This is a genomic window from Leifsonia sp. GW821-FHT13C05, assembly GCF_058806515.1.
In genome coordinates this window covers 47,762-73,181 of the sequence record NZ_JBXAPT010000004.1, presented here as the reverse complement: position 1 = coordinate 73,181, position 25,420 = coordinate 47,762, and the positions used below count along the sequence as shown (strand labels likewise).

Genomic DNA, 25,420 nt, shown 5'->3' with positions numbered 1-25,420 from the left:
ATTGACGATGACAGTCCTTCGAGGGATGTGACATGCAGGGTGATGAGCCGATCACGTTCCCGGATGCGCCGCGAGGGGAACTCGACCGCACGCTGGGCCAGTTGGTCGAGCAGGCGGCAAAGGTCATGGAGACCCAGGGGCGGCTCCGTGCGCTGGTCAGGGCGAACAGGGCGGTCGTCTCGCATCTCGAACTCCCCACGGTGCTGCGCAGTATCGTCGACGCCGCGGTCTCCCTGGTCGGGGCGAAGTACGGGGCCCTGGGAGTCATCGCCGAAGGCGGCGGTCTCGAGCAGTTCATCCACGTCGGGATGGACGAGTCGGATGTCGAACGCATCGGCCATCTCCCGGAGGGCCACGGGCTCCTCGGCGCACTCATCGACGATCCCCGGCCGATCCGGCTGGACGCCATCGCCGCGGACCCCCGCTCCGCCGGCTTCCCCGACGGGCATCCGCCCATGTCTGCGTTCCTCGGGGTCCCGATCGTCGTGCGCGACTCCGTCTACGGGAACCTCTATCTGACCGAGCCGGACTCCGGTAGCTTCTCGGACGACGACGAGCAGCTGGTGCGGGCACTCGCCGACAATGCCGGCTTCGCCATCGACAATGCCCGCCTCTTCGCCGAGACCGCGGCCCGGCAGTCATGGAGCGCGTCAGCGGCCGAGATGACGGCCGCGATCCTCGGTGCCGAGCAGAACTCCGCCTTCGACGAGCTCTGCACACGTGTCGCCCCGCTCGTCCACGCCGACGACGTCTGCGTGGTGCTGATCGATCCCGACGAGCACACCCTCAGCGTGCGTGCGCTGAGCACCGGGGAGGCGCCGGTCGGCTCATTCCCGCTGACGAACGGCCAGTTGCGATCGGCTGCCGAATCCGCCCAGACCACGCGCGCGGAGGACATCGGCCTCCTTCCCCCGCTGAGCGGATGGGAGACCGGTCCCGCGCTGATCGTCCCGTTCGACGGTGCAGCGCAACGTCTGACTCCGGTTCTCCTCGCCCACCGGTCATCGGGCGCCCTGCCCTTCACCGCGTTCGAGCTCGAACGAACCGCTTCGCTCAGCAGCCAGGCGGCCATCGCGATCGAGCTCGCCGCCACCCGCGCCGATCGGCAGCGCGTCCAGCTCCTCGAGGAGCGAGCACGGATCGCGCGCGACCTGCACGATCACGTCATCCAGCAGCTCTTCGGCGCCGGGATGGCGCTGCAGAGCATCGAAGCCATGACCGGACCCGGGATGGTCGCCGAACGCATCGAGGGGACGGTGAAGTCGCTCGACGAGGCGATCGCGCAGATCAGGACCATCATTTTCGCGCTCTCCCACCACCACGAGTCCGGCGCTGGCCTTCGGCACCGGCTCCTCGACATCGTGCACGACGTCGGGTCGGCACTCCCCGAACCGGCGACGCTGTCCTTCACCGGCCCGGTCGATATCGTGGCGGGCCAGGAGCTCACCGACGACATCGCGGCATTCGTGCGTGAAGGCCTGACCAACGTCGTCCGTCACGCGGGAGCGCGCACCGCATCCGTGACCACGACGGCCACGGCCGCCGACATCTCCGTGACGGTCACCGACGACGGGCACGGCATCGGCGACGCGACGCGGCGGAGCGGGATCGCGAACCTCGACGCACGGGCACGGCGTCTCGGCGGCGTGCTGACCATCGACACGGGAGCGGACGGCACGCGCCTGTGTCTCCGACTGCCGATACCGGAGGCGACACGATGACCGTCGGAACGATCCGGGTCTTTCTCACCGACGACCACGAGATCGTCCGGCGCGGCATCGCCGCCATCATCGACGCGCAACCGGACATGGAGGTCGTCGGTGAGGCAGCGACCGCTGCCCAGGCGCGAGGGCGCATCCTCGCCGTTCAGCCGGACGTGGCCATCGTGGACGTGCGACTTCCCGACGGCAGCGGCATCGACGTGTGCAGGAAGGTCAAGCAGGAGGCTCCCGAGATCCGCTGCTTGATGCTCACGGCGTACGACGACGACGACGCGCTCCGTGCTGCGATCATCGCCGGCGCGGACGGTTACGTCATCAAAGACATCCAGGGTAGCTCGCTGCTCGCCGACATCCGCGCGGTGGCGGCAGGGAAACGCTTGATCGACCCCGGTATCGCGTCGCGGATTGCCACGCAGCTGAAGCAGCCGGAGGACGACCCGCGGTTCGGCTCGCTCGTGCTGCGGGAGCGTCAAGTGCTCGCGCTGATCGCGGACGGCTTCACCAACCGCCAGATCGGCGACAGGCTCGGCCTCGCCGAGAAGACCGTGAAGAACTACGTCAGTTCGCTGCTGGCCAAGCTCGGGTTGGAGCGGCGCACCCAAGCCGCGGTCTTTCAGCTCGAGCACCGCGCAGGCACATCCGGGTAGCCACCCGCCGTCGACGGAGCGGTCAGACCGTACTGTCGGGACCGACGACCACCGTCGGTGCAGCGATATCGAGGATCATGGCGTGGCTCACCGAGCCGAGCAGCACACGGTCGACACCGTGCAGCCTCTCGGTGCCGACGACGAGCATGGACGCAGACTCCGCGACCTGCTTCAGCGCGACGTGGGCCTCACTCCTCGTCAGCACCGGCGTGATCGTCAGATCCCTATTGCTGCTGCGGAGGCTCTGAACGACCGCGTCGAGTACGAGCTGGTGCTCCTCTTCGAGCTCGCCGAGGAAGGGACCGTCCAGCCGGATGTCCGGAACGCTGACCACGGGGTCCAGCCACGCGTGCACCACCACGAGCTCCTGGTGCAGCCGTCGCGCCTCGCGCGCGGCGAACCGAGCGGCTTTGAACGAGACCTCCGAACCGTCCACCCCCACCGCGACTACGGAACGGGACGCCTCCGGCAGCCCCGGGATGACGGCGACCGCGCCGTGCGCCGAGGCCGCCAGGCGCGCGCCGAGCGACCAGTGGTAGCGACCGCGCGGTCCTTTCCGCTCACCCGTGCCGACGACGACGAGCGTGTCCGGCCGCGTCCGCCGACGCAGCTCCTCCAATCGTGCGCCCGCCATGATGTGCGTGTTGACCCGGAGGCCGGGATACTCGTCTGCGACACGCTGGGCCATAGCGTCGGCAGCGAGATGACGCCGGGCGACCATCTGCTCCGTCACGACCTGGCCAGGGGTGAGCGCGTCCGTGTCCTCGACATCGACCAGGATGATCCCGTCGCCCTCGTACACGGCTCTTTCTGCCGCCCATTCGAGGGCGAGATCCGCCTCCAGGCTGCCATCCCATCCGACGATCGTCCTGTCGTTCATCCTTCGCCCTCTCTCTCGTCATCAGTCGTCGGGGACCGGCCGATGTCGTACGGCTGCGGGCAGACGAAGACGGGGCATGGCAGCTTCTGCTGCACATCGTGGCTGACCGACCCGAGCATTCCGGCGAGGAGTCGTCCTCGTCCCCTGGTTCCTACGACGAGCGCAGCCGCTCCCGTCGCGCGTTCGATCAGTGCCTTCGCCGGGTTGTCACGGACCACGACCGGTGTGATGGCGGCTCCGCGCGCACCGGTGACCTGCGCCAACGCGTCGGGGATCACTCGCTCGACGCGGGCCAGATACTCAGGATCGACCGGCCGTCCGGCGTCGAGCGCCCGCTGAAACACTTCGGGCACGTCCCAGGCGTGGACGGCGTCGATTCGCGCGTGCAGCCAGCCGGCCTCTTCGACGGCGAACGCCACGGCGGACAGCGACTCGACGGAGCCGTCCAGCCCGACCACGACCACGTTCCGCTCCACCGGTGCCCGGTCGGGGATCACAGCGACCGTGCACTCCGCTCTCGACGCCAGTCTTCCCGGCAGCGAGCCGATGCGGGAGCCGTCGTCCCCTGCCCGTTTGTCCGTCCCGGCGACCAGGAGCCTGGCCCCCGTGGATGCTGCGAGAAGCGCCGCGGACGGCGGACCCTCCAGAGAGCGGAACGCCGCGGGGACGGTCGGGGCGAGGGCGTGGACGTGCCCTCGAGCTTCGGCCAGCTCCTCCTCGGCGGTGGTGATGATGTCGAAGCGCGGTCCGAACACGGCCGCCCCCAATCGTGTGTCGACGGCGTGGACGACATCCAAGGCCGCCCCGCGCTCGACCGCTCGCGCGGCAGCCCAGTCAAGGGCCCGCCACGCGGAGCTCGTACCGTCGAATCCCACGACGATCCTGCCGCCGCTTGGCACGCGCTCCCGTCCACCACCGTCCTGAGCCTCCATCGGGCTCCTCCCATCGTCACCGGTCAGCATCCCGCACCGCGCCGCCCCTCCGTTAGGACTTTCGGCCTTGCTGCACGCGACGTCTGCCGGTTGAGTGATGCCATGAGAAAGCACAACAGCAGCCACGGTTCTTCGCTGCAGTTCCGCGACGTGCAACCGGGAGTCAGGGTGCTCCTCGGCGGAGCAATCGCCTGGACCCTCGCGTGGAAAGGTGTCTCCCTGTGGCGGGCGGCACGAAATGGCAGCAAACCCTGGTTCGCGACCCTGCTCGTCTCCAACACCCTGGGTGTACTGGACGCCGTCTACCTGTTCGGCGTCGACCGCCGCCACCGCTCAGAGCACCGTGAGGAGCTGGCGGTGCTGGCCGCGACGGGAGAGCCCGAGCAGGGTGCCCATCGGCAGGAGACCTAACAGAGCCGGCCACGGGACTCGAACCCGTAACCCCCGCTTTACAAGAGCGGTGCGCTACCAATTGCGCCAGGCCGGCAGTCGACGGTCGCCCGTCGTCGGCACCCATCCTACGGGATGGGGTCCTGCGGTTCGGTCAGCCTGCGCTGGGGCTCGGGGACGGTGTCGCGGTCGACGAATACTGGTCGCCCTGCGCCTGCAGCACGAACGCTTTGAAGTCGGCCGCGCTGGTCAGGGAGCCGGTGTACTGCTTGCCGTTGACCAGCACCAGCAGCGCGTTCGTCATCTTCTTGACCGTCGAGTTCGGGATGGGGCCGCTCAGCGCCCTGTCGCTCGCGGTCGTCACCCAGGTCTTGAACCGGCCGTCGTCGATGCAGGAGGAGATCTCGCTCGTCTTGGTCGCTCCCGCGTCGCTGACACGCGACTTGATCTGCGCGTCGGTGAGGCCGGGGCCGCCCTCCTTGGGCTGCTTGGTGAACATCGTCGCGTTGAACTTCCAGAACGCGTTCGGCGAGTAGTTCGCGACGCACGCCGCGGCGTTGGCCGCACGCAGCGAGTACTTCGTCCCCGCCGAGTGGCTCGTGTAGATGGCGACCGGATGCACTTCCATCGTCACAGCGCCGTCCTTGACGAGCGGTTCGAGCTGCTTGAGGTTGGTGCGCTGGAAGTCGCCGCAGAGCGCGCAGAGGTAGTCCGCGTACACCCGGATGTCGACGACGCTGCCGCTGGGGTCCGGCGTCGAGGGGATGGGCTTGGCGTCCGCCGCGAGGGCGGGCGTCGGCTTGACGGTGAGGCCGGAGCCGATCAGCACACCGTCGCTCGCCATGTTCTTCGGACCGGGGACGGTCGGGCGGATCGCGCTGACGATGATCAGGGCCACGACCGTGACGACGGCGAGCACTCCGATCACGATGCCGCCGGTCAGCAGCGCCTTGTTCCTTCGATCTTTCCGCTGCTGGGACGTGCGCAGCTGGCGGGCCTTCTCCCTGGCTGCCTCACGCCGTTCGTTGGCAGGGCGGCTGTCGTCGGGGCCGTCGGTCATGAATATCACTTTCGGGGGAATCGCTGGGGCACTGCTTCGGGGCAGTGTGGTTCGGATCGCGCGCTCAGCACGCAACCGGTCGATCGTAATTCGGCAGTCTGGGAATCGTCCAGACGCCGGCTGAATGCGCCGTGGACCCCTGGGTGCCCGTGTGGTCACGACGCCGTCGCCGATGTCATACTATGGGGTCGTGGCACCGTCGCCCCAGGACGACAGTTCCACCTACCCATTCACAACGGATCGTCCGGCACGTACCTGCCGGTGAAGGAGTAAGAAAACAATGGCGTCAGTCACCTATGACAAGGCAACCCGTCTGTACCCGGGTTCCAACCGCCCTGCAGTGGATGCACTCGACCTCGAGATCGCCGATGGCGAGTTCCTCGTCCTGGTCGGTCCGTCCGGTTGTGGTAAGTCCACCTCGCTTCGTATGCTCGCCGGCCTCGAAGAGGTCAATGACGGCAACATCTTCATCGGCGAGCGCAACGTCACCGACGTTCCGCCGAAGGACCGCGACATCGCGATGGTCTTCCAGAACTACGCTCTCTACCCGCACATGACCGTCGCAGAGAACATGGGCTTCGCGCTCAAGATCGCCGGCGTCAACAAGGACGAGCGCGCCTCCCGCGTCCTCGAGGCCGCCAAGCTGCTCGACCTGGAGCCCTACCTCGGCCGCAAGCCGAAGGCGCTCTCCGGTGGTCAGCGTCAGCGCGTCGCGATGGGCCGCGCGATCGTCCGCAGCCCCCAGGTGTTCCTCATGGACGAGCCGCTGTCGAACCTCGACGCCAAGCTCCGCGTCCAGACCCGTACGCAGATCGCGTCGCTCACCCGCCGCCTCGGCGTCACCACGGTCTACGTCACGCACGACCAGACCGAGGCTCTGACCATGGGCGACCGCATCGCGGTCCTCAAGGACGGCGTCCTGCAGCAGGTCGGCACCCCGCGCGACCTGTACGCGCAGCCGAACAACGTGTTCGTCGCCGGCTTCATCGGCAGCCCGGCCATGAACCTGTTCTCGGCCGACGTCACCGACGGCGGTGTCAAGTTCGGCACCTCGGTCGTCCCGATCGAGCGCGAGGTCCTCGCGAACGCCGGTTCGGCCGTCACCATCGGTGTCCGCCCGGAGGACGTCGTCGTCTCCACCACCGAGAACACCGGCCTCAAGGTCACGGTCGACCTGGTCGAGGAGCTCGGCGCAGACGGCTACCTCTACGGCCACTCGGAGATCGACGGCAAGCGCACCGACATCGTCGGTCGTGTCGACGGACGCATGCACCCGAACGCGGGCGACACCGTCTACATCACCCCGAAGCCGGGCCACGTCCACGCGTTCCACGCGGAGAGCGGCGAGCGCCTCGGCGGTGCCGTCGTCGACTGAGGTCGCAACGCATCCTGACAGTGCCGCAGTCCTTCCCGGACTGCGGCACTGTCGTTTTCCCCATCCGCTCCCCCGCCCTCAGCGCTCCCACCCGCATCCGATAGGTTTTCATCATGGCTGGCTCCCTCAACATCACCGCGGCGACGGTCGATCCCGCACTCCTCGACCTCCCGTGGAACCTTCCGCTCGACGAGTGGTCGAGCGAGCACATCGCCGTTCTGCCCAAGGGGATCTCCCGCCACCTGGTGCGCTTCGCGAACCTGTCCGGCTACGTCATCGCCATCAAGGAGACGACCGCGGAGATGGCCACGCGCGAGTACGAGATGCTGCGCACCCTGCAGCGGGTGGACGTGCCGTGCGTCGACCCCGTCGCGGTCATCAAGAACCGCACGGACGACGAGGGCGACCCGCTGAAAGCCGTCCTGGTCACGCGCCACCTCAAGTTCTCGCTGCCATACCGGGCGTTGTTCTCGCAGACCCTGCGGCCCGACACCGCAACCCGACTGGTGGATGCGCTGGCCGTGCTGCTCGTGCGCCTGCACATCGTCGGGTTCTTCTGGGGCGACGTGTCCCTCTCCAACACCCTGTTCCGTCGCGACGCAGGCGCGTTCGCCGCGTACCTCGTGGATGCGGAGACCGGCCAGCTCTACGACGGCGGCCTCTCCAACGGCCAGCGTGAGAACGACCTGGAGATCGCCAGGGTCAACATCGCGGGCGAGCTGATGGATCTCGAGGCCGGCGGCCGAGTGGACGAGGAGCTCGACCCGATCAAGGTCTCCAACGGCATCGTGGCCGCATACCGGTCGCTCTGGAAGGAGCTGACCGGCAGCGAGTCGTTCAAGTCGTCGGAGCGCTGGCGCATCAACCAGCGGGTCGACCGCCTCAACGATCTCGGCTTCGACATCGAGGAGCTCGCGATCAAGACCTCCGACGAGGGCACGACGGTGCGCATCCAGCCGAAGGTGGTGGATGCCGGCCACCACCAGCGCAGGCTGCTGCGCCTCACCGGCCTCGACACCGGAGAGAACCAGGCCAGGCGACTGCTCAACGACCTGGACTCCTACGCCGCGACGCTCGGCAAGCAGGGCCTGGACGAGGAGGCGATGGCGCACGAGTGGCTGATGCGCGTCTTCGAGCCTGTCGTGCGCGCGATCCCCGCTGACCTCAAGGGCAAGCTGGAGCCCGCGGAGGTCTTCCACCAGCTGCTGGAGCACCGCTGGTTCATGTCGCAGGCCGAGGGTCGGGATGTTCCGCTCGCCGAGGCCCTGACCTCGTACATCAACGACATCCTCCGCCACCGCCGCGACGAGGCGACCGTGATCGCCCCGCCCACCGAGACCATCAGCATCCCGATCCTGGCGTCGGAGACGGGAACAGGCGACGAGGACGACGACGCCGACGACTGGCGCAGCAAGGTCTGACCCCACCTACAACCGCGAGATGCCAGTAACTGCGCCGATTTCCGTGGAATCCGGCGCAGTTACTGGCATCTCACGAGCCGGGCGGCGACCGCCTGGCTACTTCTTGGCCTCCGCGCGCAGCTTGGCGATCTCGTAGAGCGTGACGCTCGTGGCGATTCCCGCGTTGAGCGACTCGGTGGTGGCGGTGATCGGGATGGACACGATCGCGTCGCAGGTCTCGGTGACCAGACGCGACAGTCCCTTGCCCTCGCTGCCGACCACGATCACGACCGGCCGATCGGCGAAGGACAGTCCGGGAAGCGACACGTCGCCCCCGCCGTCGAGCCCGAGCACGAAGACGCCGGCCTCCTTGAACGCCTTGAGCGTCTGGGTGAGATTGGCCGCCATCGCGACGGGTGTGCGCGCTGCGGCTCCCGCCGAGGTCTTCCACGCCGAGGCGGTCATGCCGACCGAGCGGCGCTGCGGGACGATGACGCCCTGCCCGCCGAACGCGGCCGTCGAGCGGATGATCGCGCCGAGGTTGCGGGGGTCTGTGATGCCGTCGAGGGCGACGAACAGCGGCGTCTCCCCCTTGCGGATGGTCAGGTCGAGCAGGTCGGCCGGGTGCGCGTACTCGTACGGCGGCACCTTCAGCGCGACACCCTGGTGGACGGCGTCTCGGCCGGCCAGGCGGTCGAGCTCCGGACGCATCACCTCGAGGATCGGGAGACCGCGACCGGTGGCGATCGACAGGATCTCCTTCACCCGCTCGTCCATCTCGACGCGCGCGGCGATGTAGAGCGTGCTGGCCGGGATGTGTGCGCGCAGCGCCTCGACCACGGAGTTGCGACCGGTGACGATCTCGCTCTCGTCGCCCGACTTGGCGCGGCGTGCAGCACCGGATGCGCCACGCGGGGCGGTGTCGCCCCTCCCGCGGCCCTGGCCGGAGCCCTGACCACGGCCCTCGCCCGGCTTGCCACGCCCGCCCGCTGCGGCGTAGCGCTCGCGCGCCGCCTTCGCCTTGCCGGCGGGGTGGTACGGCCGGTCCTCGGCCTTCGGCGTCGGCTTCTTGCCTTCGAGTGCCTGCCTGCCCTGTCCGCCCGAGCCCACCTGGGGACCCTTGCGGCTCTTCCTCACGGCCCCGGCGCGGGGCTTTCCACCCGAGTTCTTCATGATTCGATGCTCCAATGCGACCCCGTCTGGGTGTCTTCGATGGTGATTCCCGCGCTCGTCAGTTCGTCGCGGATGCGGTCTGCTGCCGCAAAGTCTTTCGCCTGCCGTGCCGCCTGCCTGTCGGCGAGCAGCCGCTCGACCAGCTGGCCGAGGGCGGCCTCCGCCGCCGGCGATCCTGCGGTGTTCCAGTGCGGGGACAGCGGGTTGATGCCCAGCACCTCCGCCATCGCGAGCGCGTGCCCGCGTGCGGCGGCGGCGGCTTCCAAGTCTTCCGCATCCAGTGCCGCGTTTCCTGAACGCACGGTGTCGTGCAGCACGGCGATGGCCTGCGGAACGGCGAGGTCGTCGTCCATCGCCTCCGCGAAGGCGTCTGGAACGCTCTCGACGCCGCTTCCGGCGAAGCGCGTTCCGGCCAGCCGGCGGTCGACGCGCTCGAAGAACCCGGAGATGCGCTCGAGTGCCGCCTCCGCCTCCTCCAGCGACCCGTCGTGGAAGTCGATGGTCGACCGGTAGTGCGCAGACCCGAGGTAGTACCGCACCACCAGAGGACGCGCGGCGCCCAGCAGGTCGGCCGCGTAGACCGAGTTGCCGAGCGACTTGCTCATCTTCTGTCCGTTGACGTTGACCAGGCCGTTGTGGACCCAGTAATTGGCGAACGCATCCCCCGCCGCCGTCGACTGGGCGATCTCGTTCTCGTGGTGCGGGAAGCGCAGGTCGAGACCGCCGCCGTGGATGTCGAACTGCGGCCCGAGGTACCGCCGCGACATGGCGGAGCACTCGATGTGCCATCCCGGCCGCCCGTCTCCCCACGGTGAGGGGAAGGATGCGGACGCCGGCTCGTCGGCCTTGCGCCCCTTCCAGAGCGCGAAGTCGCGCGGGTCTCGCTTGTCACGGGGGTCTGCGTCGGCCGCGGCCTCCATGTTGTCGATGCTCTGCCTGGTCAGCTCGCCGTACGACGGCCAGCTCTTCACGTCGAAGTACACGTCGCCGGAGCCGTCCGCCGCGGCATACGCGTGCCCGCGCTCGATCAGCCGGGCGATGATCTCCTGCATCTGCGGGATGCTCGCCGTGGCCCGCGGCTCGTAGGTGGGCGCCTGCACACCCAGCGCCGTATACCCCGCGGTGAATTCGAGCTCGAAGCGGTAGGCGAGCGCCCACCACTCCTCCGCGCTGCCGGACTCGCGAGCAGCCTCGGCGTTGACCAGGATCTTGTCGTCGATGTCTGTGACGTTGCGCACCAGGGTGACCCGGTATCCGCGATAGCTCAGCCAGCGCCGCAGCTGGTCGTAGACCAGCGCGGAGCGCAGGTGGCCGATGTGCGGAGACGACTGCACGGTCGGACCGCACACGTAGATGCCCACCTCGCCGTCGCGGAGCGGGATGAAGTCGCGAAGGACACCGGCCTTCGTGTCGTAGAGTCTCACAGTCACGGCATACAGCCTACGGGCCGGGCCGCGCGGGTGCCGCGCGAGCGTTCGAACATGTCAGTAACTCGTCAGACCTGTCGGCTGTGGATAACGAGGGCGGTGGCGAACGCGGCGATGCCCTCGCCGCGGCCGGTGAACCCGAGGCCGTCCGTCGTGGTCGCGGACACCGACACCGGGGCGCCGAGGATGCCGCCGAGCAGCGCCTCGGCCTCCGCACGTCGCGGCGCGAACTTCGGCCGGTTGCCGACCAGCTGCACGGACACGTTCCCGATCCGGAATCCCGCCTGCTCGACCAAACGTCGGGTCTCCGTCAGGAACACGGATCCGTGAGCACCGACGAATCGCGGATCGCTCGTGCCGAACACGCCGCCGATGTCGCCGAGGCCCGCGGCGGCGAGCAGCGCATCCGTGATCGCGTGCGCGACGGCATCCCCGTCGCTATGCCCGGCGAGCCCGGCCTCCCCCGGCCAGTGCAGTCCGGCGAGCCACAGCTCCGCCGACGGGTCGAACGCGTGCGTGTCCGTTCCGAACCCGACGCGCGGCGCAGCATGGGCGGCAGCGGCAGACCCGGCGATCAGTTCCTCCGCCCGGCGCAGGTCCCACGGCGTGGTGATCTTGAACGCGCGCGCGTCGCCCGGGATGACCGAGACCGCCCGACCGGATGCGGCGACCAGCCCGGCGTCGTCCGTCTCCTCCGACGCCGCTGCTGCGTACGCGGCGGCGAGGTCGGCCAGCGGGAAGCCCTGTGGCGTCTGCACGGCGGACAGCACGGACCGGTCGACGGTCTCGTGGATCTCCCCGTCGGCGCCGACGCGCTTGATCGTGTCGCTCACCGGCAGGCCGGGCACGACACCGTGACCCCGCGCATCCACGCCCGAGACGACGTCGTCGAACAGCGACGACGGCGTGAGCGCCCGAGCGGCGTCATGCACCAGCACGACCTCGACGGAGTCCGCGAGCACGGCGATGCCTGCCGCAACGGACTGCTGCCTGGTCACCCCGCCAGCCACGACGGAGACGGGCGCGCCGAAAGCTCGGGATGCGAGGTCCGTCGCGTCCCCGACGAGCTCAGCGGGGGCGACGACCACGACCTGCGCCTCTTCGCTCATTCCCGCGACGGCATGCACCGAACGCTCGAGAAGAGTAGAGCCCCCGAGAGCCACGAAGGCTTTCGGGAGCTCTGCACCCAGACGCGTGCCACTACCGGCGGCGACGATCACCACCGCGAGGCGCGGCGACACTCAGGAGGCCAGGACCTCGTCGAGCAGGCTCGATGCCTTCTCGTCGTCGGTCTTCTCGGCGAGCGCGAGCTCGGAGATCAGGATCTGACGAGCCTTCGCGAGCATCCGCTTCTCACCGGCGGACAGGCCGCGGTCCTGGTCGCGGCGCCACAGGTCGCGAACGACCTCGGAGACCTTGATGACGTCGCCGGAGGCGAGCTTCTCAAGGTTCGCCTTGTAGCGGCGGGACCAGTTGGTGGGCTCCTCGGTGAACGGAGCGCGCAGAACCTCGAAGACGCGGTCGAGACCCTCTTTGCCGATAACGTCCCTGACGCCGACGAGGTCGACATTCTCAGCGGGAACCTCGATGGTGAGGTCGCCCTGGGTCACGTTGAGCTTGAGGTACAGCTTCTCTTCACCCTTGATGATTCTCTTCTTGACTTCGGTGATAGTCGCAGCACCGTGGTGGGGGTAAACGACGGTTTCGCCAACCTCGAAAAGCATAGATTGATGTCCCTTCAGCAACTACTAGGATACCACATGAGGCACATGCTAAGGTTCGCCTTCGCGCGCCCGAGCGTCCGTGGGCATGCGCTAAACTCAAACAGCATTCCGCTTTCTCACACGGCGCATTCGCAGGCCGAGCGGAACGATCTGGAGGGTCATTCAGTGAAAGCTCGTGTCGCAGCGTCCATCGCCCTTGCTCTGGCGGTCGCGTTCGGAACGGCCGGTTGCGGCTTCATCGCCCCGCAGGCCACCACGAAGCACTACGACGCGAGCGACGGGGTGAGCGGCAACGTCGGCCAGATCGACGTGCGCAACGCCATCATCATCACCGACGCGAAAGACGGCACCGTCGGCAACCTCGTCGTGACGCTCGTCAACAACGACTCGAAGAGCATCGAGGTCTCCATCCAGGGCGGAGACCAGAGCGCCTCCACGGCAGAGGTCACCGTCAAGCCCGGCCAGGTCAAGCAGCTCGGCAGCGACCCGCAGTCCAGCTCCAGCAACAACGTCTTCTTCGCCAACTTCGACGGCAAGCCGGGCGCCCTCTACTCCGTCTTCTTCCAGTACGGAGACGAGACCGGCCTGAAGCTGCAGGTCCCTGTCCTCGACGGCGCCCTGCCCGAGTACCGCGACCTCGTGCCGCCCACCATCCTGCCGGCCACCAAGTAGTCGGTCGCACGCGCAAACGAAACGGCTCCGAACTTCTTCGTGAAGTTCGGAGCCGTTCGCGTTGTCGGCGCGTGAAGTCCTCTAGGCGTTGAAGCGGTAGCCGAGCCCGCGCACGGTGACCAGCATCGCCGGCTCCGACGGGCTCTCCTCGATCCGCGACCGGATGCGCTTGATGTGCACATCCAGGGTCTTGGTGTCGCCGAAGTAGTCGCTCCCCCACACCCGGTCGATCAGCTGGCCGCGCGTCAGCACCCTCCCCGCGTTGCGCAGCAGCAGCTCCAGCAGCTCGAATTCCTTCAGCGGCATGGAGATCTCGGTGCCGTTGACCTGCACCGTGTGCCTGTCCACATCCATCCGCACCGAACCGGCTTCGAGGATCGCGTCGTCGATGGCCTCCTCCGCCTCCACCCGGCGCCGCAGCACGGCCCGGATGCGCGCGAGCAGTTCGCGGGACGAGTACGGCTTGGTCACGTAGTCGTCGGCGCCGAGCTCCAGGCCCACCACGATGTCGACCTCGGAGTCCTTGGCGGTCAGCATGATGATCGGAACACTCGACCGGGTGCGGATCTCCCTGCACACCTCCGTGCCGGGGATGCCGGGCAGCATGAGGTCGAGCAGGATGAGGTCTGCGCCGTCCTTGTCGAACTCGGCGAGCGCCGTCGGCCCGTCCTCCGCGACCGTCACGTCGTAGCCTTCGCGCTTCAACAGGTAGGCGAGCGGCTCGCTCAGAGCGGCCTCATCCTCGACGAGCAGGATGGATGTCACGTTGGTTCTCCTATCGGGGGACGAACAGTGGATGCTTCTGGCAGCCGGATGGTGAAGGTCGAGCCGCGACCGGGCTGCGACCAGACGCGCACCTCGCCGCCGTGGTTCTGCACGGCGTGCTTCACGATGGCGAGCCCCAGTCCCGTGCCTCCCGTGTTGCGGGAGCGGGCCTGGTCGACGCGGAAGAAGCGTTCGAAGACGCGGTCGAGGTCGTCTTCCGGGATGCCCTCGCCCTGGTCGGTCACCGCGATCTCGACCACGCCGTCGACCACGCGGACGCCGACGCCGATGCGCGAGTCGTCCGGCGAGTACTGGATCGCGTTGGAGATGAGGTTGTGCACGGCGGTGACGAGCAGGGCCTCGTTGCCGAGGATCTCCGCCGCCTTGTCGCCGCGGACCGCGAGCTCGATGCCCCTGGTCTCCGCGGCGACCCTGTTCTGGTCGAGGGCAGCGGTGACGACGGCGTTCGCCCGCAGACGCTCGGCGCCGCCGATGGCATCCGTCGCCTGCAGCCTGCTCAGCTCGATGATGTCCTGCGTGATGCGGGCGAGCCTGTGCGCCTCCTGTGTGAGCCTGTGCGCGAACCGGCGCACCTGGTCCGGGTCGTCCGACGCGCCGTCCAGTGCTTCGGCCAGCAGGCTGACCGCCCCGATCGGCGTCTTCAGCTCGTGGCTGATGTTGGCGACGAAGTCGCGCCGCACGATCTCCAGCCGGTACGACTCGGTCCTGTCCTCCGCGAGCAGCAGCACGTAGCGGCTGCCGAGCCTGGCGACCCGCACACTCAAGTGGATGTTCGCATCGCCGAACGGGCCGCGCGCGAGTTCGCACTCCTCCGTCACCGGCTCGCCGGTGCGCCGGACGCTGTCCACCAGGTCGACGAGGTGCGGATGCACGAGGGCGCCGTTCCAGACGAGACCGATCGCGTGGGCGCCGGGCGATGCCTTGATGACGTTGTTCGACGGGTCGAGCACGACACCGGCCGATTCGAGCGCATCCAGCACCTGATCGACGCCGTCGGGAACGCTCGGGCTGACCACCTGCACGGCGTGATCGCCCCGTCTCGCGGCGATGTGCAGGATCCACACGAATCCGGCGCCGACCACGAGGCCGAGTGCCAGAGACAGCAGCACCAACCAGGCGGAGTCCATGAGGCAAGCGTATGGGATGCGTAAACAGCCGAATGCACGCATCCCGCAGCCTGGCGCGTGTTTTCGCGGGTACTTTAGACAGTGTTCAGGCGCACGGCACCAACCGTTAACCTGGCGAAGGGAACATGCTCACGGGGTCAGAAGACCCCGCATCCCGCGTGCGTGCGCACGCCAGGAAGGACCACACCCCATGCGCGAAGTATTCCAGCAGGAGCTGGCCGAAGTTCAGGACCGTCTCGTCGAGATCGCGGAACTCGTCGTCCTCTCCATCCAGAATGCGACGCAGGCGTTCAACAACTCCGATGTCAGCCTCGCCGAGGACGTCATCGCCAACGACAACAAGATCGACGAGCTCACCGTGCTCCTCGACGAGCTGTCCATCCAGATCCTCGCCCGCCAGCAGCCGGTCGCCCGCGACCTGCGCATCGTGGTCAGCGCGCTGCGCATCAGCGCGTCGCTGGAACGGATGGGCGACATGTCCGAGCACATCGCGCAGCTGGCGCGCTACCGCTTCCCGGACAAGGTCGTCCCGAAGAGCCTGCGTTCGACCTTCGCGGAGATGGGCCGTCTCGACGTGCTGATCGCGCAGAAGCTCGCGCAGCTGCTCCGCACGCAGGACCTCGATCTGGCCGACGAGATCCGCAACGAGGACGACCAGATCGACGAGCTGCACGTCAGCGTCTTCGACAAGGTGCTCGGCGAGACCTGGAAGGGCCAGGCGGTCGACACCGTCGACGCGACCCTTGCGTCCCGCTACCACGAGCGTTTCGCAGACCACGCGGTCTCCATCGCCAAGAAGGTCCAGTACCTGGCCACCGGCGACTGGGCCCCCGAGCTGGCCTCCTAGCCCCGAGACTCACCCACCCAAAAGATCGAGTCCGGACTTATTCACGCGACGCGCCGAGCGAAGCGTGAATAAGTTCGGACTCGATTCTTTCTACTTCTTGCCCTGGGCGGCCACGGCGGCAGCGCCGGCGGCGGCGGCCTCCGGGTCGAGGTATGCGGCGGGGGCGATCGGACGGAAGTCCTCGTCGAGCTGGTAGACCAGCGGGATGCCGGTCGGGATGTTCAGCTCGGCGATGTCGTCGTCCGAGATGCCGTCGAGGTGCTTGACCAGGGCGCGCAGCGAGTTGCCGTGCGCCGTGACCAGGACCGTCTTTCCCTCGGCGAGGTCATTCGTGATGTCGGACTCCCAGTACGGGAGCATCCTGGCGATGACGTCCTTCAGGCACTCGGTGCGCGGCAGGTCGTCTCCGAGGCCGGCGTAGCGCGGGTCGTGCGCCTGCGACCACTCGCTGTCGTCGTCGAGCGGCGGCGGCGGGACGTCGAAGGAGCGGCGCCACAGCTGGAACTGCTCAGGGCCGTACTTCTCCAGCGTCTCCGCCTTGTCGAGGCCCTGCAGCGCGCCGTAGTGGCGCTCGTTGAGGCGCCACGACCGCTTGACGTCGATCCAGAGCCTGTCCGCGACCTCGAGGGCGAGGTTCGCGGTCTGGATCGCGCGGGTGAGCACGGAGGTGTAGAGCACGTCGGGGTGCAGCCCGGATTCGGAGAGCAGCTCTCCGGCACGCTTGGCTTCTGCGACGCCCTGCTCGCTGAGGCGGACGTCCACCCAGCCGGTGAACAGGTTCTTCTGGTTCCACTCGCTGTTGCCGTGGCGGAGGAGGATCAAAGTGTGAGGCGCGGACATGCCTCCTAATCTATCGCCTCGGGTTTGGCAGACTGGACGCATGGCATCCGGCGCGATCGGCACGGTCACCCGTGGCACGACCAACACGAACAGGTTGCGTCGCGTCGACCGCTGGATCGCGACGCTCCCCGTCCTGCGCAGCACCGCAGACCCGCTCGTGGTCGACCTGGGCTACGGCGCGAGCGGCGTCACGGCCCTCGAACTGCACCAGCGGCTGGCCAAGGTCCGGCCGGATGTGGAGGTGCTCGGACTCGAGATCGAGCCCGGCCGGGTCGCGACCGCACGGGAGCAGTTGGCCGTCGTCCGCTCCGGCGCGACCGGCTTCGCACCGGATGCGCGGATCGGCTTCGCGCTCGGCGGCTTCGAGGTGCCGCTGCCGGACGGCCGTCTGGCCGCGGTGATCCGCGCCTCCAACGTGCTCCGGCAGTACGACGAGTCGGAGGTGGTGCCGGCCTGGCGGCGCCTGGTCGCCCGACTGCAGCGCGGCGGGGCGCTGATCGACGGCACCTGCGACGAGATCGGCCGTATCTCGTCGTGGGTCGACGTCACCGCGGACGGCCCGCAGCATCTCAGCATCTCGCTGCGCCTCGCCGGGCTCGACGCCCCCTCGATCGTCGCCGAGCGACTGCCGAAGATCCTCATCCACCGCAACGTGCCCGGCGAGCCCGTGCACCGGCTGATGCTCGACCTGGACCGGCTGTGGCGCATCCACGCCCCGCTCGCCGCCTACGGGCCCAGGCAGCGCTGGATCGCCGTGGCGCAGGGGATGCGCGACGCCGGCTGGCCGGTGCGCGGCGGGCGCACGCGGTGGCGGCTCGGAGAGCTCACCGTCGACTGGGATGCGGTCGCCCCGCAGGGCTTCGCGTGGTGAGTGCCCCGGCTACGCGCGGGGCTGGCGGGTCACGGCTCCGAGCCTCGGCAGCCGAGGGACGTGCGCTTCTGCGCCCGCCTCCGGCGGGACCACGATCTCCTGAGCCGCCGCGACGGCCGTGCCGTCCGCATCCACCACGAGGGTCGCATCGGCGGGCGTCGACCGCTTCACCACGGCGAGAGCGATCGGCCCGAGCTCGTAGTGCAGGGCCGACGACGTGACGGTCCCGACCTCTTTGCCGTCGTTCGTCACGACGGCACCACGCTCGGGATGCACGCCCTCCGAGCCGTCGAGGTGCAGCATCACGAGTCGCCGGGGAGGATGGCCGAGGTTGTGCACCTTCGCCACCGTCTCCTGGCCGCGGTAGCAGCCCTTGGTGAGGTGCACGGCGGTGCGGAGCCAGTCGAGCTCGTGCGGGATGGTCTTCTCGTCCACCTCGGTGGCGAAGCGCGGGCGCCAGGCGGCGATGCGGAGCGCGTCGGCCGCGAGGGTGCCCGCGACGGGGAACTCACCGGCAGTGACGCGCGCGGCGATGGAGCCGAGCGCATCCCGTGGCACCAGTCGTTCGCTCCACGTCCACGACGCTCCGGGATGCTCGCCCCGCGCGTACTGGTGGCCGCCGGGGGTCACCGCCCGCCACGGGTCGTGCCAGATGAGCGGGACGCCGTTGGGGGCCGCGATGGGGAGGGCCGGGTCGCCGATGGTGCCGATGGTCGCGAGGTCGGCCGTGCGGTCGGCCAGCTCGACGCGGAGCATGAAGCGCATCGAGGTCAGCCAGGCGAGAAGTCCCTCCGCCTCCGCACTGTCCACGAGCATCCAGAGCGTTTCTCCGTCGTCGACGATGCGGACGGCGTGCTCCAGTCGTCCGGTGACGTCGAGCAGCAGGGTCTCCGTGGACTCGCCCGGCGCGAGGCCGAGGAGGCTCTGACTGGTGAGCGAGTTCAGCCAGCTGAGCCTGTCCGGCCCGGTGATCGTGAGCACGGCGCGGTCGGAGAGGTCGACGATCGCGCGGCCCTCGGCGAGCGCGCGCTGCTCGGAGAGCGGGTTGCCGTAGTGCGCTGCGACGCCGACGTCCGCGATGTCGACGGCGCCCGGCAGTGCCAGGAAGGGAGATGCCGCCATCACTCCGCCTTCGCGAGGCGTGCGGAGGCGTGCGTGCGCAGCTCCTGGCCGAGGGCCGCGATGTCCCAGGCCCAGAGCAGGTGGTTGTCGACCAGGCCGTAGAGGCGGGTAGCGGCCGTGTAGTCCTTGGCGCCCGCGGTGCGGACCACCGCATCCGTCGCGAGGTCGATGCGCGGGCCGTTCACCTGGCCGAGGTAGAGCTCGCTCACTCCGTCCGGATGGACGATCGCCACGTCGATGTCGAAGCCGCCGTGCGAGTTGCGGAGCGTCTCGACGGACTGCGCCGTGGAGAACGGGCGAGCACCCTGGCCGGGCAGCATCGCCGGGCCGGCGTCGCCCTCGATGAGCGTTCGGCTGAGGCGCCAGTACCCGGTCTCCGCGGCGAGCGGGGTGTTGCCTTCGTCGAGCACCCACGAGGTGGACGAGTAGTTGAGGTACGGCTGGCCGTCGTGGCTGAAGCTCACGCGCTGGCCGAACTCGAGCTGGGTGTGGTCGTCACCGACCGTGTAGTCGAGCACGCCCGTGCCCTCCCACACACCGATCAACCAGGAGAGAGGGACCAGTTCGGCGGGCAGATCGGTCGGAATCTCGATCATGGCTGTCGTGAAGCGCTTAGCGCTGGCCCCGGAAGAGGTTGTAGACGACGACCACCGAGACTCCGGCGATGGCGAGCGTTGCCAGACCGAGGAGTCCGACGAAGAAGAGTTCGAGGGCAACCAGCATGCAGCCAGTCTAGTCAGTGCCCGGCTGGTATGTCGCGACGGAGCTAGTGCGCAGCCGCTACTGCGCAGCGGCGACGATGCCGAGGATGGCGCCGACCACGCCGAGGATCACGAACGAGCCGGTGACCGTGGCGGCGAGCCTGTTCACGAAGCCGTCCTTCTGCTGGGTCGCGAGCTGGGCGACGAGCCCGAGCAGCACGCATCCGGCGAGGGCGAGGGACAGCCAGGAGGCGTATCGGTCCGGCGGCGAGATGATCGCGATCAGCACCGAGGAGACGAGCGCGAGCGCCCAGACGGCCCCGATACTCCCGTAGCGGGCGCGCTTCGACAGGACGACGTCTCCGTCGAAGGCTGCCGCCGGTCCCATGCTGCTGTCGCTCACTCCACCATTGTGCACCGATCGACGGGGGAAAGGGTTCGCTGGCATTTCCGGTAGCATTGCGGCACAGCACGTTCAGGAGGCTTGAGTGGCGCAGTTGTTGATACTCACCTCTGCGCCAGACGCGGAGGTGCTCCCCTCCCTCGCCCTTCTCAGCCATCGAACCCGTCAGATCCCCGCTGAGCCGGCGTCGCTCGTCAACGCGCCCAGCTGCGACCTCATCTTCGTGGACGCCCGCCGCGACCTCGCGAGCGCCAAGTCGCTGTGCAAGATCCTCACCACCACCGGCATCACGGTTCCGATGCTGCTGGTGCTGACCGAGGGCGGCCTCACGGCGGTCAGCGCCGACTGGGGCGTCAACGACGTCGTTCTCGAATCGGCGGGGCCCGCCGAAGTGGATGCGCGCATCCGGCTGGCCATCGGGCGGCAGACCCAGGAGCACGCGCAGACCAAGATCCAGGCGTCCGGGGTGACCATCGACGAGGCCAGCTATTCGGCCAAGGCGCACGGCCGCCAGCTCGACCTCACGTTCAAGGAGTTCGAGCTGCTGCGGTTCTTCGCGACGCATCCCTCCCGGGTGTTCACCCGCGAACAGCTGCTCAGCGAGGTGTGGGGCTACGACTACTTCGGCGGCACCCGCACCGTGGATGTGCACGTGCGGCGCCTGCGCGCCAAGCTCGGCGACCTCGAGTCGCTGATCGGCACGGTGCGCAACGTCGGCTACCGCTTCAACGTCTACGAAGAGGACAACGACCGGCTGCCGTCGTCCGTCCGCTCCTGACCTGCACAGCCTCCATTTATCCACAGTTAACCTGGCGCGGTGCCACGGCCGGGCGCACGGTGCAATGATGTTGTGATGGACGGCGACAACATCCTTCTGGACAACGGCTTGAGCGGAAGCTTCGGCAGCGACTTCGACGACGACTTCGCGCCGTTCGTCTACGAACCGGACCCCGATCTGCCGGACGACAGGTACCTCGACAGGGAGCTGAGCTGGCTCGCGTTCAACCAGCGCGTGCTCGAACTCGCGGAAGACCCCACGCTGCCTGTGCTCGAACGGGCGAACTTCCTCGCCATCTTCGCGACCAACCTCGACGAGTTCTTCATGGTGCGCGTCGCCGGCCTCAAGCGCCGCATCGCGACCGGCCTCGCCGTCCCCACCAACGTCGGCCGCGCGCCGGTGGATGTGCTCGCCGACATCTCCGAGAAGGCGCACGAACTGCAGTCCAGGCACGCCGCCGTCTACCGCGACCAGGTGCTCCCCGCGCTCGAAGAGGCCGGCATCACGGTCGCGAAGTGGGATGAGCTCGACGAAGCGGACAGGGCGCAGATGCGGGAGATCTTCTCGCAGCAGATCTTCCCCGTGCTCATGCCGCTCGCCGTCGACCCCGCCCACCCCTTCCCGTACATCTCCGGGCTGTCGCTCAACCTCTCGATCCGGGTGCGCAACTCGCGAACGGGCAAGGAGCAGTTCGCGCGCCTCAAGGTGCCCCAGATGCTCCCCCGGTTCGTGCGCATCGACCAGCGCGAGACCGTCGACCAGATGCGCTTCATCGCGCTCGAAGACCTGATCGCCAACCACCTGGGCGATCTGTTCCCCGGCATGGAGATCCTCGACCACCACGTCTTCCGCGTCACACGCAACGAAGACGTCGAGGTCGACGAAGACGAGACGGAGAACCTCATCCAGGCGCTGGAGCGCGAGCTGCTGCGCCGCCGCTTCGGACCGCCGATCCGGCTCGAGGTCACCGAGGACATGGATCCGGTGACCCTCGGCCTGCTGGTGCGCGAGCTCGACGTGACCGAGCAGGAGGTCTACCGCCTCCCGTCGCCGCTCGACCTCGGCGGCCTGTTCGTGCTGGCGAAGATCGACCGGCCAGACCTGCACTACCCCAACCACGTGCCGACCACGGCGGCTCAGCTGATGCCGAGCGAGCCGAACGCCAAACCGGATGTGTTCGCCGCCGTCGGCCGCCAGGACATCCTGCTGCACCACCCGTACGAGTCGTTCGCGACGAGTGTGCAGGCGTTCCTCGAACAGGCGGCGGCCGACCCTCACGTGCTCGCCATCAAGCAGACGCTCTACCGCACGTCGGGAGACAGCCCGATCGTCGAGGCGCTCATCGACGCGGCGGAGTCCGGCAAGCAGGTGCTCGCCCTGGTGGAGATCAAGGCGCGCTTCGACGAGCAGAACAACATCTCCTGGGCACGCAAGCTCGAGAAGGCCGGCGTGCACGTCGTCTACGGTCTCGTCGGGCTCAAGACGCACTGCAAGCTCGCGCTCGTCATCCGTGAGGAGAAGGGCGTGCTCAAGCACTACAGCCACATCGGAACGGGCAACTACAACCCCAAGACATCGCGCATCTACGAAGACCTCGGCCTGCTCACCGCAGACGACCAGGTGGGCAAAGACCTCACCCGCCTGTTCAACGAGCTGTCCGGCTACGCGATCGAGAAGAAATTCAAGCGACTCCTCGTCGCCCCGCTGCACCTGCGCAAGGGGCTGCTGAAGCGCATCCAGATCGAGACGGCGAACGCTGCGGCCGGCAAACCGTCCGGCATCAGGATCAAGCTCAACTCCATCGTCGACGAGGCCATCATCGACGCGCTCTACCGCGCGAGCGAGGCCGGCGTGCCCGTCGACCTGTGGGTGCGCGGCATCTGCGGGCTCCGGCCCGGTCAGAAGGGGCTGTCGTCGAACATCCGGGTGCGGTCGATCCTCGGTCGCTACCTGGAGCACTCGCGCATCTTCTCGTTCGTGAACGACGGAGACCCGCAGGTCTACATCGGAAGCGCCGACATGATGCACCGCAACCTCGACCGCCGCGTCGAAGCGCTCGTGCGCCTCACCGAGCCCGCCCACCTCGCCGAACTGGATGCGCTCTTCGACCGCGCCTTCGACGAGCGCACCTCCGCGTGGGCGCTCGACGAGAACGGCACCTGGACCCGCCACCACCTCGACGACAACGGCCAGCCGCTCGACGACCTGCAGAATAAGCTCATGCAGCAGATCAGCCATCGCCCGCGCTCCACCCGCACGGGTTCGAGGCGGTGAGCGCGGCCATCTACGCCGCGGGCGCCCTCTGCTGGCGCGTCGTGGACGAGAAGATCGTGGTGCTCGTCGTCCACCGCACGAAGTACGGCGATGTCACCATCCCCAAGGGCAAGGTCGACCCGGGCGAGACGCTGCCGCAGACCGCCGTGCGCGAGATCCACGAGGAGACGGGACTGCAGGTCGCGCTCGGCGTCCCCCTCGGCGTCTCGACGTACCCGATCTCGAGCGGGCGCGAGAAGATCGTGCACTTCTGGGCGGCTGAGGTCGGCGACAAGGCCATCGCCCAGTCGACGTTCGTCCCCAACGCGGAGATCGCCGCGATCGAGTGGGTGACGCTGAAGAAGGCGCGCGGCTACCTCACCTACGAGCGCGACGTCGAGATCCTCGACGCGTTCGAGAAGCTGGTGCGGCAGGGCGTGACCTCCACGTTCGCGCTCATCGCGCTCCGCCACGGCAAGGCTGCGCCGCGCGGAGACTGGGACGGCCCGGATGCCTCCCGCCCGCTCACCGACCGCGGGGTCAAGCAGGCCTGCTCCGACGTGCCGACCATCACGGCTTGGCGGCCCAAGCGCATCATCACGAGCGACGCCGTTCGCTGCGTCGGGACGGTCGCTCCGCTGGCGGCGGCGACCGGGGTGAAGCCGCGGCACGAGCCGGGGATCAGCCAGGATGCGTACGAGGAGGGCCGCGGCGAGGTGCGCGGCGTCATCGGCAAGCGCGTGCGCTCCAGGAAGACCGCCGTGCTCTGCAGCCACGGACCCGTGCTGCCCGAGATCATGCGCGAGATCGCCCTCGCCACCGGCACCATGCCGGGTGCCTACCTCAACGACGCCGCAGACCTCGACACCGGCGGGTTCTCGATCGTGCACCTGTCCGCGAGCAATCCGGCGTCCGGGATCATCTCGATCGAGACGTACGCGCCCGTCGCGTGACGGGCGCGTACGTCGACGCCTGACGGCGCCGGCCGGGCAGGCGGCGCGGCGCCGTCGGTGCCCTCAGCGCCCAGCGCTCTCAGCGCTCTCAGTGCCCTGCGACGTACTCGTCGAGGGTGTCGGTGCGGAGCGCATCCCGGATGGCCGGCAGCGCGCCCTCGTCCAGGTAGACGACAGACTGGTCGCCCTCCATCCCCGTGCCCACCGTCGGCAGGGTGAAGAAGTGGATGTTCGCCGGGCGCACGTCACGGAGGCTCACGCCGAGCTCGAACATGGCCTGCGTGGTGAACGACTCGTCCACAGCGAGGTGTTTGGTCACGGCCGTCGTGAACGAGAAGATCCGCTCCGGGTTGGAGAGCGTGTTCGCGCTGATCGCCTGGGTGGCGATGGCGCGGAGGAACTCCTGCTGGTTGCGCGCCCGCTGGTAGTCCCCGTCGGTGAACGAGTATCGCTCGCGCACGAACTCGAGCGCCTGCGCTCCGGTCAGCCTGTTGGCTCCCGCGACGTAGTCGAAGCCGTCCCTGGTGAACGGCACGGCGTTGTCGACGGTGATGCCGCCGAGCGCATTCGTCATGTCGGCGAACCCGTCGAAGCCGATCAGGGCCACGTGGTCGATCCGCACGCCCAGCAGGTTCTCGACGGTCGCGACGGCGAGCGGAGCGCCACCCCACGAATACGCGGCGTTGGCCTTCGCCCTGCCATGACCGGGGATCTCGATCCAGCTGTCCCTCAGCACCGACATCACTTCGACGTTCTTCCGGTCGGCGTCGATGCGCACGACCATCATCACGTCGGAGCGCTGGTTGTCCGGATCCTGATCGGCCACGGCCGACACCGCCCCGCGCGCGTCCGAGCCGAGCAGCAGGATGGTGCGGCTGCCGTTCTCCGACGGCGCCGGCCGCGTCTCCTCCTTCGGGAACGCCTCGGAGGACGACAGCGTGGTGATGTTGGAGCTGATCGCGCTGGACAGGCTCAGCGCGAAGATGAGGACCGCGACGGCGAGCGCGCCGAGCAGGCCGACGAAGCCCCCGCCCATCCAGAGTGCGATCTTGGCGCCGCGCGAAAGCCTGCGCCTTCGCCTCCGCGGCCGCGGTGAAGCCGAGCGTCTGCCCATGAGGTGTTCCTTCCGAGATGGGCGGTCGTTGGCGAAGGGCACCACAGGAGCGAGCGCAACATCTCACAACAAAGACTAAACGTCTAAGGTGTGAAATTCATTACCTGTCCTTCGGGGCCGGCGACGTCCGTCCGGAATCGGCGCCAGACGCCCCCAAGAGCACACCCCTCGTTAACCTCCCGTTTACCGCTGCGGGGGACTCTGGACAGACACCGGGAATAGCG

General features: G+C 68.5%; 25 protein-coding genes and 1 tRNA gene. 11 read left to right on the top strand and 15 right to left on the bottom strand.

Annotated elements, in window-relative coordinates:
* Positions 1 to 32: 32 nt before the first annotated feature.
* Together AC1ROC_RS12580 and AC1ROC_RS12575 are read left to right on the top strand one after the other, a co-directional pair.
* Complete coding sequence (locus AC1ROC_RS12580) at positions 33 to 1,721, top strand: sensor histidine kinase (protein ID WP_493000509.1); 1,689 nt, start codon at positions 33 to 35, stop codon at positions 1,719 to 1,721.
* Complete coding sequence (locus AC1ROC_RS12575; protein WP_168689945.1) at positions 1,718 to 2,368, top strand: response regulator; 651 nt, start codon at positions 1,718 to 1,720, stop codon at positions 2,366 to 2,368. Before AC1ROC_RS12580 ends, AC1ROC_RS12575 begins: the two co-directional genes overlap by 4 nt.
* A 22-nt stretch (positions 2,369 to 2,390) precedes the next feature.
* Here the strand turns inward: AC1ROC_RS12575 and AC1ROC_RS12570 are convergent, their stop codons facing one another.
* The gene (locus AC1ROC_RS12570; RefSeq protein WP_168689946.1) at positions 2,391 to 3,248 is read right to left on the bottom strand and encodes a universal stress protein; all 858 of its coding nucleotides are present in this window, start codon (positions 3,246 to 3,248) and stop codon (positions 2,391 to 2,393) included.
* Positions 3,245 to 4,180: a universal stress protein gene (locus AC1ROC_RS12565; RefSeq protein WP_493000505.1), complete on the bottom strand. Its 936-nt coding sequence runs from the start codon at positions 4,178 to 4,180 to the stop codon at positions 3,245 to 3,247. Before AC1ROC_RS12565 ends, AC1ROC_RS12570 begins: the two co-directional genes overlap by 4 nt.
* A 102-nt stretch (positions 4,181 to 4,282) precedes the next feature.
* Here AC1ROC_RS12565 and AC1ROC_RS12560 point away from each other — a divergent pair, with 102 nt between their 5' ends.
* A complete protein-coding gene (locus tag AC1ROC_RS12560; protein ID WP_493000502.1) occupies positions 4,283 to 4,591 on the top strand; it encodes a DUF5652 family protein in 309 nt (102 codons plus the stop codon).
* Between the two features lie 3 nt (positions 4,592 to 4,594).
* On the opposite strand, the gene AC1ROC_RS12555 is transcribed toward AC1ROC_RS12560, so the two are convergent.
* A tRNA-Thr gene (locus AC1ROC_RS12555) sits at positions 4,595 to 4,667 on the bottom strand.
* 57 nt (positions 4,668 to 4,724) lie between these two features.
* Positions 4,725 to 5,630, bottom strand: a complete 906-nt coding sequence (locus AC1ROC_RS12550; RefSeq protein ID WP_168689948.1) for a DsbA family protein — start codon at positions 5,628 to 5,630, stop codon at positions 4,725 to 4,727.
* A 280-nt stretch (positions 5,631 to 5,910) separates the two neighbouring features.
* Here AC1ROC_RS12550 and AC1ROC_RS12545 point away from each other — a divergent pair, with 280 nt between their 5' ends.
* Positions 5,911 to 7,005, top strand: a complete 1,095-nt coding sequence (locus AC1ROC_RS12545; protein ID WP_085371096.1) for an ABC transporter ATP-binding protein — start codon at positions 5,911 to 5,913, stop codon at positions 7,003 to 7,005.
* A gap of 113 nt (positions 7,006 to 7,118) precedes the next feature.
* Positions 7,119 to 8,426 (top strand): DUF4032 domain-containing protein, encoded by a 1,308-nt coding sequence (locus AC1ROC_RS12540; RefSeq protein ID WP_168689949.1) that lies wholly within the window; start codon positions 7,119 to 7,121, stop codon positions 8,424 to 8,426.
* Between the two features lie 96 nt (positions 8,427 to 8,522).
* Here the strand turns inward: AC1ROC_RS12540 and rlmB are convergent, their stop codons facing one another.
* From rlmB to AC1ROC_RS12520, 4 genes are all read right to left on the bottom strand, one after another.
* Positions 8,523 to 9,578 (bottom strand): 23S rRNA (guanosine(2251)-2'-O)-methyltransferase RlmB, encoded by a 1,056-nt coding sequence (gene rlmB / locus AC1ROC_RS12535; RefSeq protein WP_085371098.1) that lies wholly within the window; start codon positions 9,576 to 9,578, stop codon positions 8,523 to 8,525.
* A complete protein-coding gene (gene cysS, locus AC1ROC_RS12530) occupies positions 9,575 to 11,008 on the bottom strand; it encodes a cysteine--tRNA ligase (RefSeq protein WP_493000499.1) in 1,434 nt (477 codons plus the stop codon). Before cysS ends, rlmB begins: the two co-directional genes overlap by 4 nt.
* 65 nt (positions 11,009 to 11,073) lie before the next feature.
* Positions 11,074 to 12,246: a 2-C-methyl-D-erythritol 4-phosphate cytidylyltransferase gene (gene ispD / locus AC1ROC_RS12525; protein WP_493000497.1), complete on the bottom strand. Its 1,173-nt coding sequence runs from the start codon at positions 12,244 to 12,246 to the stop codon at positions 11,074 to 11,076.
* A complete protein-coding gene (locus AC1ROC_RS12520) occupies positions 12,247 to 12,729 on the bottom strand; it encodes a CarD family transcriptional regulator (protein WP_021763858.1) in 483 nt (160 codons plus the stop codon).
* A 165-nt stretch (positions 12,730 to 12,894) separates the two neighbouring features.
* On the opposite strand from AC1ROC_RS12520, the gene AC1ROC_RS12515 reads away from it, so the two are divergent.
* Complete coding sequence (locus tag AC1ROC_RS12515) at positions 12,895 to 13,401, top strand: hypothetical protein (protein ID WP_085371101.1); 507 nt, start codon at positions 12,895 to 12,897, stop codon at positions 13,399 to 13,401.
* A gap of 81 nt (positions 13,402 to 13,482) precedes the next feature.
* Here AC1ROC_RS12515 and AC1ROC_RS12510 read toward each other — a convergent pair whose 3' ends face one another.
* Positions 13,483 to 14,166, bottom strand: a complete 684-nt coding sequence (locus tag AC1ROC_RS12510; protein WP_085371102.1) for a response regulator — start codon at positions 14,164 to 14,166, stop codon at positions 13,483 to 13,485.
* Entirely contained in the window at positions 14,163 to 15,314 is a 1,152-nt protein-coding gene (locus tag AC1ROC_RS12505; RefSeq protein WP_085371103.1) for a sensor histidine kinase, read from the bottom strand. The genes AC1ROC_RS12510 and AC1ROC_RS12505 overlap by 4 nt, the downstream gene beginning before the upstream one ends.
* A gap of 190 nt (positions 15,315 to 15,504) precedes the next feature.
* Between AC1ROC_RS12505 and phoU the strand changes: the two genes are divergently transcribed.
* Positions 15,505 to 16,161 (top strand): phosphate signaling complex protein PhoU, encoded by a 657-nt coding sequence (gene phoU, locus AC1ROC_RS12500; RefSeq protein WP_085371104.1) that lies wholly within the window; start codon positions 15,505 to 15,507, stop codon positions 16,159 to 16,161.
* Between the two features lie 90 nt (positions 16,162 to 16,251).
* On the opposite strand, the gene AC1ROC_RS12495 is transcribed toward phoU, so the two are convergent.
* On the bottom strand, positions 16,252 to 17,001 hold the full coding sequence (locus tag AC1ROC_RS12495; protein ID WP_085371105.1) for a phosphoglyceromutase: 750 nt from the start codon (positions 16,999 to 17,001) through the stop codon (positions 16,252 to 16,254).
* A gap of 40 nt (positions 17,002 to 17,041) precedes the next feature.
* Here AC1ROC_RS12495 and AC1ROC_RS12490 point away from each other — a divergent pair, with 40 nt between their 5' ends.
* Positions 17,042 to 17,872, top strand: coding sequence for a class I SAM-dependent methyltransferase (locus AC1ROC_RS12490; protein ID WP_493000492.1), 831 nt, complete (start codon positions 17,042 to 17,044; stop codon positions 17,870 to 17,872).
* Positions 17,873 to 17,881: 9 nt separating this feature from the next.
* On the opposite strand, the gene ygfZ is transcribed toward AC1ROC_RS12490, so the two are convergent.
* The 3 genes from ygfZ to AC1ROC_RS12475 form a co-directional block, all read right to left on the bottom strand.
* Entirely contained in the window at positions 17,882 to 18,994 is a 1,113-nt protein-coding gene (gene ygfZ / locus AC1ROC_RS12485) for a CAF17-like 4Fe-4S cluster assembly/insertion protein YgfZ (RefSeq protein WP_493000489.1), read from the bottom strand.
* Positions 18,994 to 19,590, bottom strand: coding sequence for a nitrobindin family protein (locus AC1ROC_RS12480; protein ID WP_493000487.1), 597 nt, complete (start codon positions 19,588 to 19,590; stop codon positions 18,994 to 18,996). Before AC1ROC_RS12480 ends, ygfZ begins: the two co-directional genes overlap by 1 nt.
* Positions 19,591 to 19,774: 184 nt before the next feature.
* Complete coding sequence (locus tag AC1ROC_RS12475) at positions 19,775 to 20,098, bottom strand: hypothetical protein (protein ID WP_247597122.1); 324 nt, start codon at positions 20,096 to 20,098, stop codon at positions 19,775 to 19,777.
* Positions 20,099 to 20,183: 85 nt separating this feature from the next.
* Between AC1ROC_RS12475 and AC1ROC_RS12470 the strand changes: the two genes are divergently transcribed.
* The 3 genes from AC1ROC_RS12470 (at position 20,184) to AC1ROC_RS12460 (ending at position 24,082) form a co-directional block, all read left to right on the top strand.
* Positions 20,184 to 20,876: a response regulator transcription factor gene (locus AC1ROC_RS12470; RefSeq protein WP_085371110.1), complete on the top strand. Its 693-nt coding sequence runs from the start codon at positions 20,184 to 20,186 to the stop codon at positions 20,874 to 20,876.
* A 75-nt stretch (positions 20,877 to 20,951) separates the two neighbouring features.
* Entirely contained in the window at positions 20,952 to 23,150 is a 2,199-nt protein-coding gene (locus tag AC1ROC_RS12465) for an RNA degradosome polyphosphate kinase (RefSeq protein WP_085371111.1), read from the top strand.
* Complete coding sequence (locus AC1ROC_RS12460) at positions 23,147 to 24,082, top strand: NUDIX hydrolase (RefSeq protein WP_085371112.1); 936 nt, start codon at positions 23,147 to 23,149, stop codon at positions 24,080 to 24,082. Before AC1ROC_RS12465 ends, AC1ROC_RS12460 begins: the two co-directional genes overlap by 4 nt.
* An 88-nt stretch (positions 24,083 to 24,170) precedes the next feature.
* Here AC1ROC_RS12460 and AC1ROC_RS12455 read toward each other — a convergent pair whose 3' ends face one another.
* Positions 24,171 to 25,196 carry an LCP family protein gene (locus AC1ROC_RS12455; protein ID WP_493000484.1) on the bottom strand — a complete coding sequence of 342 codons (1,026 nt, stop codon included), beginning with the start codon at positions 25,194 to 25,196 and terminating at the stop codon, positions 24,171 to 24,173.
* Between the last annotated feature and the right edge of the window lie 224 nt (positions 25,197 to 25,420).

What these genes read in the sequence shown, in the direction of transcription:
- AC1ROC_RS12580 (WP_493000509.1), top strand. Translation starts at nt 33, where the DNA reads ATGCAGGGTGATGAGCCGATCACGTTCCCGGATGCGCCGCGAGGGGAA.
- AC1ROC_RS12575 (WP_168689945.1), top strand. Translation starts at nt 1,718, where the DNA reads ATGACCGTCGGAACGATCCGGGTCTTTCTCACCGACGACCACGAGATC.
- AC1ROC_RS12570 (WP_168689946.1), bottom strand. Translation starts at nt 3,248, where the DNA reads ATGAACGACAGGACGATCGTCGGATGGGATGGCAGCCTGGAGGCGGAT.
- AC1ROC_RS12565 (WP_493000505.1), bottom strand. Translation starts at nt 4,180, where the DNA reads ATGGAGGCTCAGGACGGTGGTGGACGGGAGCGCGTGCCAAGCGGCGGC.
- AC1ROC_RS12560 (WP_493000502.1), top strand. Translation starts at nt 4,283, where the DNA reads ATGAGAAAGCACAACAGCAGCCACGGTTCTTCGCTGCAGTTCCGCGAC.
- AC1ROC_RS12550 (WP_168689948.1), bottom strand. Translation starts at nt 5,630, where the DNA reads ATGACCGACGGCCCCGACGACAGCCGCCCTGCCAACGAACGGCGTGAG.
- AC1ROC_RS12545 (WP_085371096.1), top strand. Translation starts at nt 5,911, where the DNA reads ATGGCGTCAGTCACCTATGACAAGGCAACCCGTCTGTACCCGGGTTCC.
- AC1ROC_RS12540 (WP_168689949.1), top strand. Translation starts at nt 7,119, where the DNA reads ATGGCTGGCTCCCTCAACATCACCGCGGCGACGGTCGATCCCGCACTC.
- rlmB (WP_085371098.1), bottom strand. Translation starts at nt 9,578, where the DNA reads ATGAAGAACTCGGGTGGAAAGCCCCGCGCCGGGGCCGTGAGGAAGAGC.
- AC1ROC_RS12520 (WP_021763858.1), bottom strand. Translation starts at nt 12,729, where the DNA reads ATGCTTTTCGAGGTTGGCGAAACCGTCGTTTACCCCCACCACGGTGCT.
- AC1ROC_RS12505 (WP_085371103.1), bottom strand. Translation starts at nt 15,314, where the DNA reads ATGGACTCCGCCTGGTTGGTGCTGCTGTCTCTGGCACTCGGCCTCGTG.
- phoU (WP_085371104.1), top strand. Translation starts at nt 15,505, where the DNA reads ATGCGCGAAGTATTCCAGCAGGAGCTGGCCGAAGTTCAGGACCGTCTC.
- AC1ROC_RS12495 (WP_085371105.1), bottom strand. Translation starts at nt 17,001, where the DNA reads ATGTCCGCGCCTCACACTTTGATCCTCCTCCGCCACGGCAACAGCGAG.
- AC1ROC_RS12490 (WP_493000492.1), top strand. Translation starts at nt 17,042, where the DNA reads ATGGCATCCGGCGCGATCGGCACGGTCACCCGTGGCACGACCAACACG.
- ygfZ (WP_493000489.1), bottom strand. Translation starts at nt 18,994, where the DNA reads ATGGCGGCATCTCCCTTCCTGGCACTGCCGGGCGCCGTCGACATCGCG.
- AC1ROC_RS12480 (WP_493000487.1), bottom strand. Translation starts at nt 19,590, where the DNA reads ATGATCGAGATTCCGACCGATCTGCCCGCCGAACTGGTCCCTCTCTCC.
- AC1ROC_RS12465 (WP_085371111.1), top strand. Translation starts at nt 20,952, where the DNA reads ATGGACGGCGACAACATCCTTCTGGACAACGGCTTGAGCGGAAGCTTC.
- AC1ROC_RS12455 (WP_493000484.1), bottom strand. Translation starts at nt 25,196, where the DNA reads ATGGGCAGACGCTCGGCTTCACCGCGGCCGCGGAGGCGAAGGCGCAGG.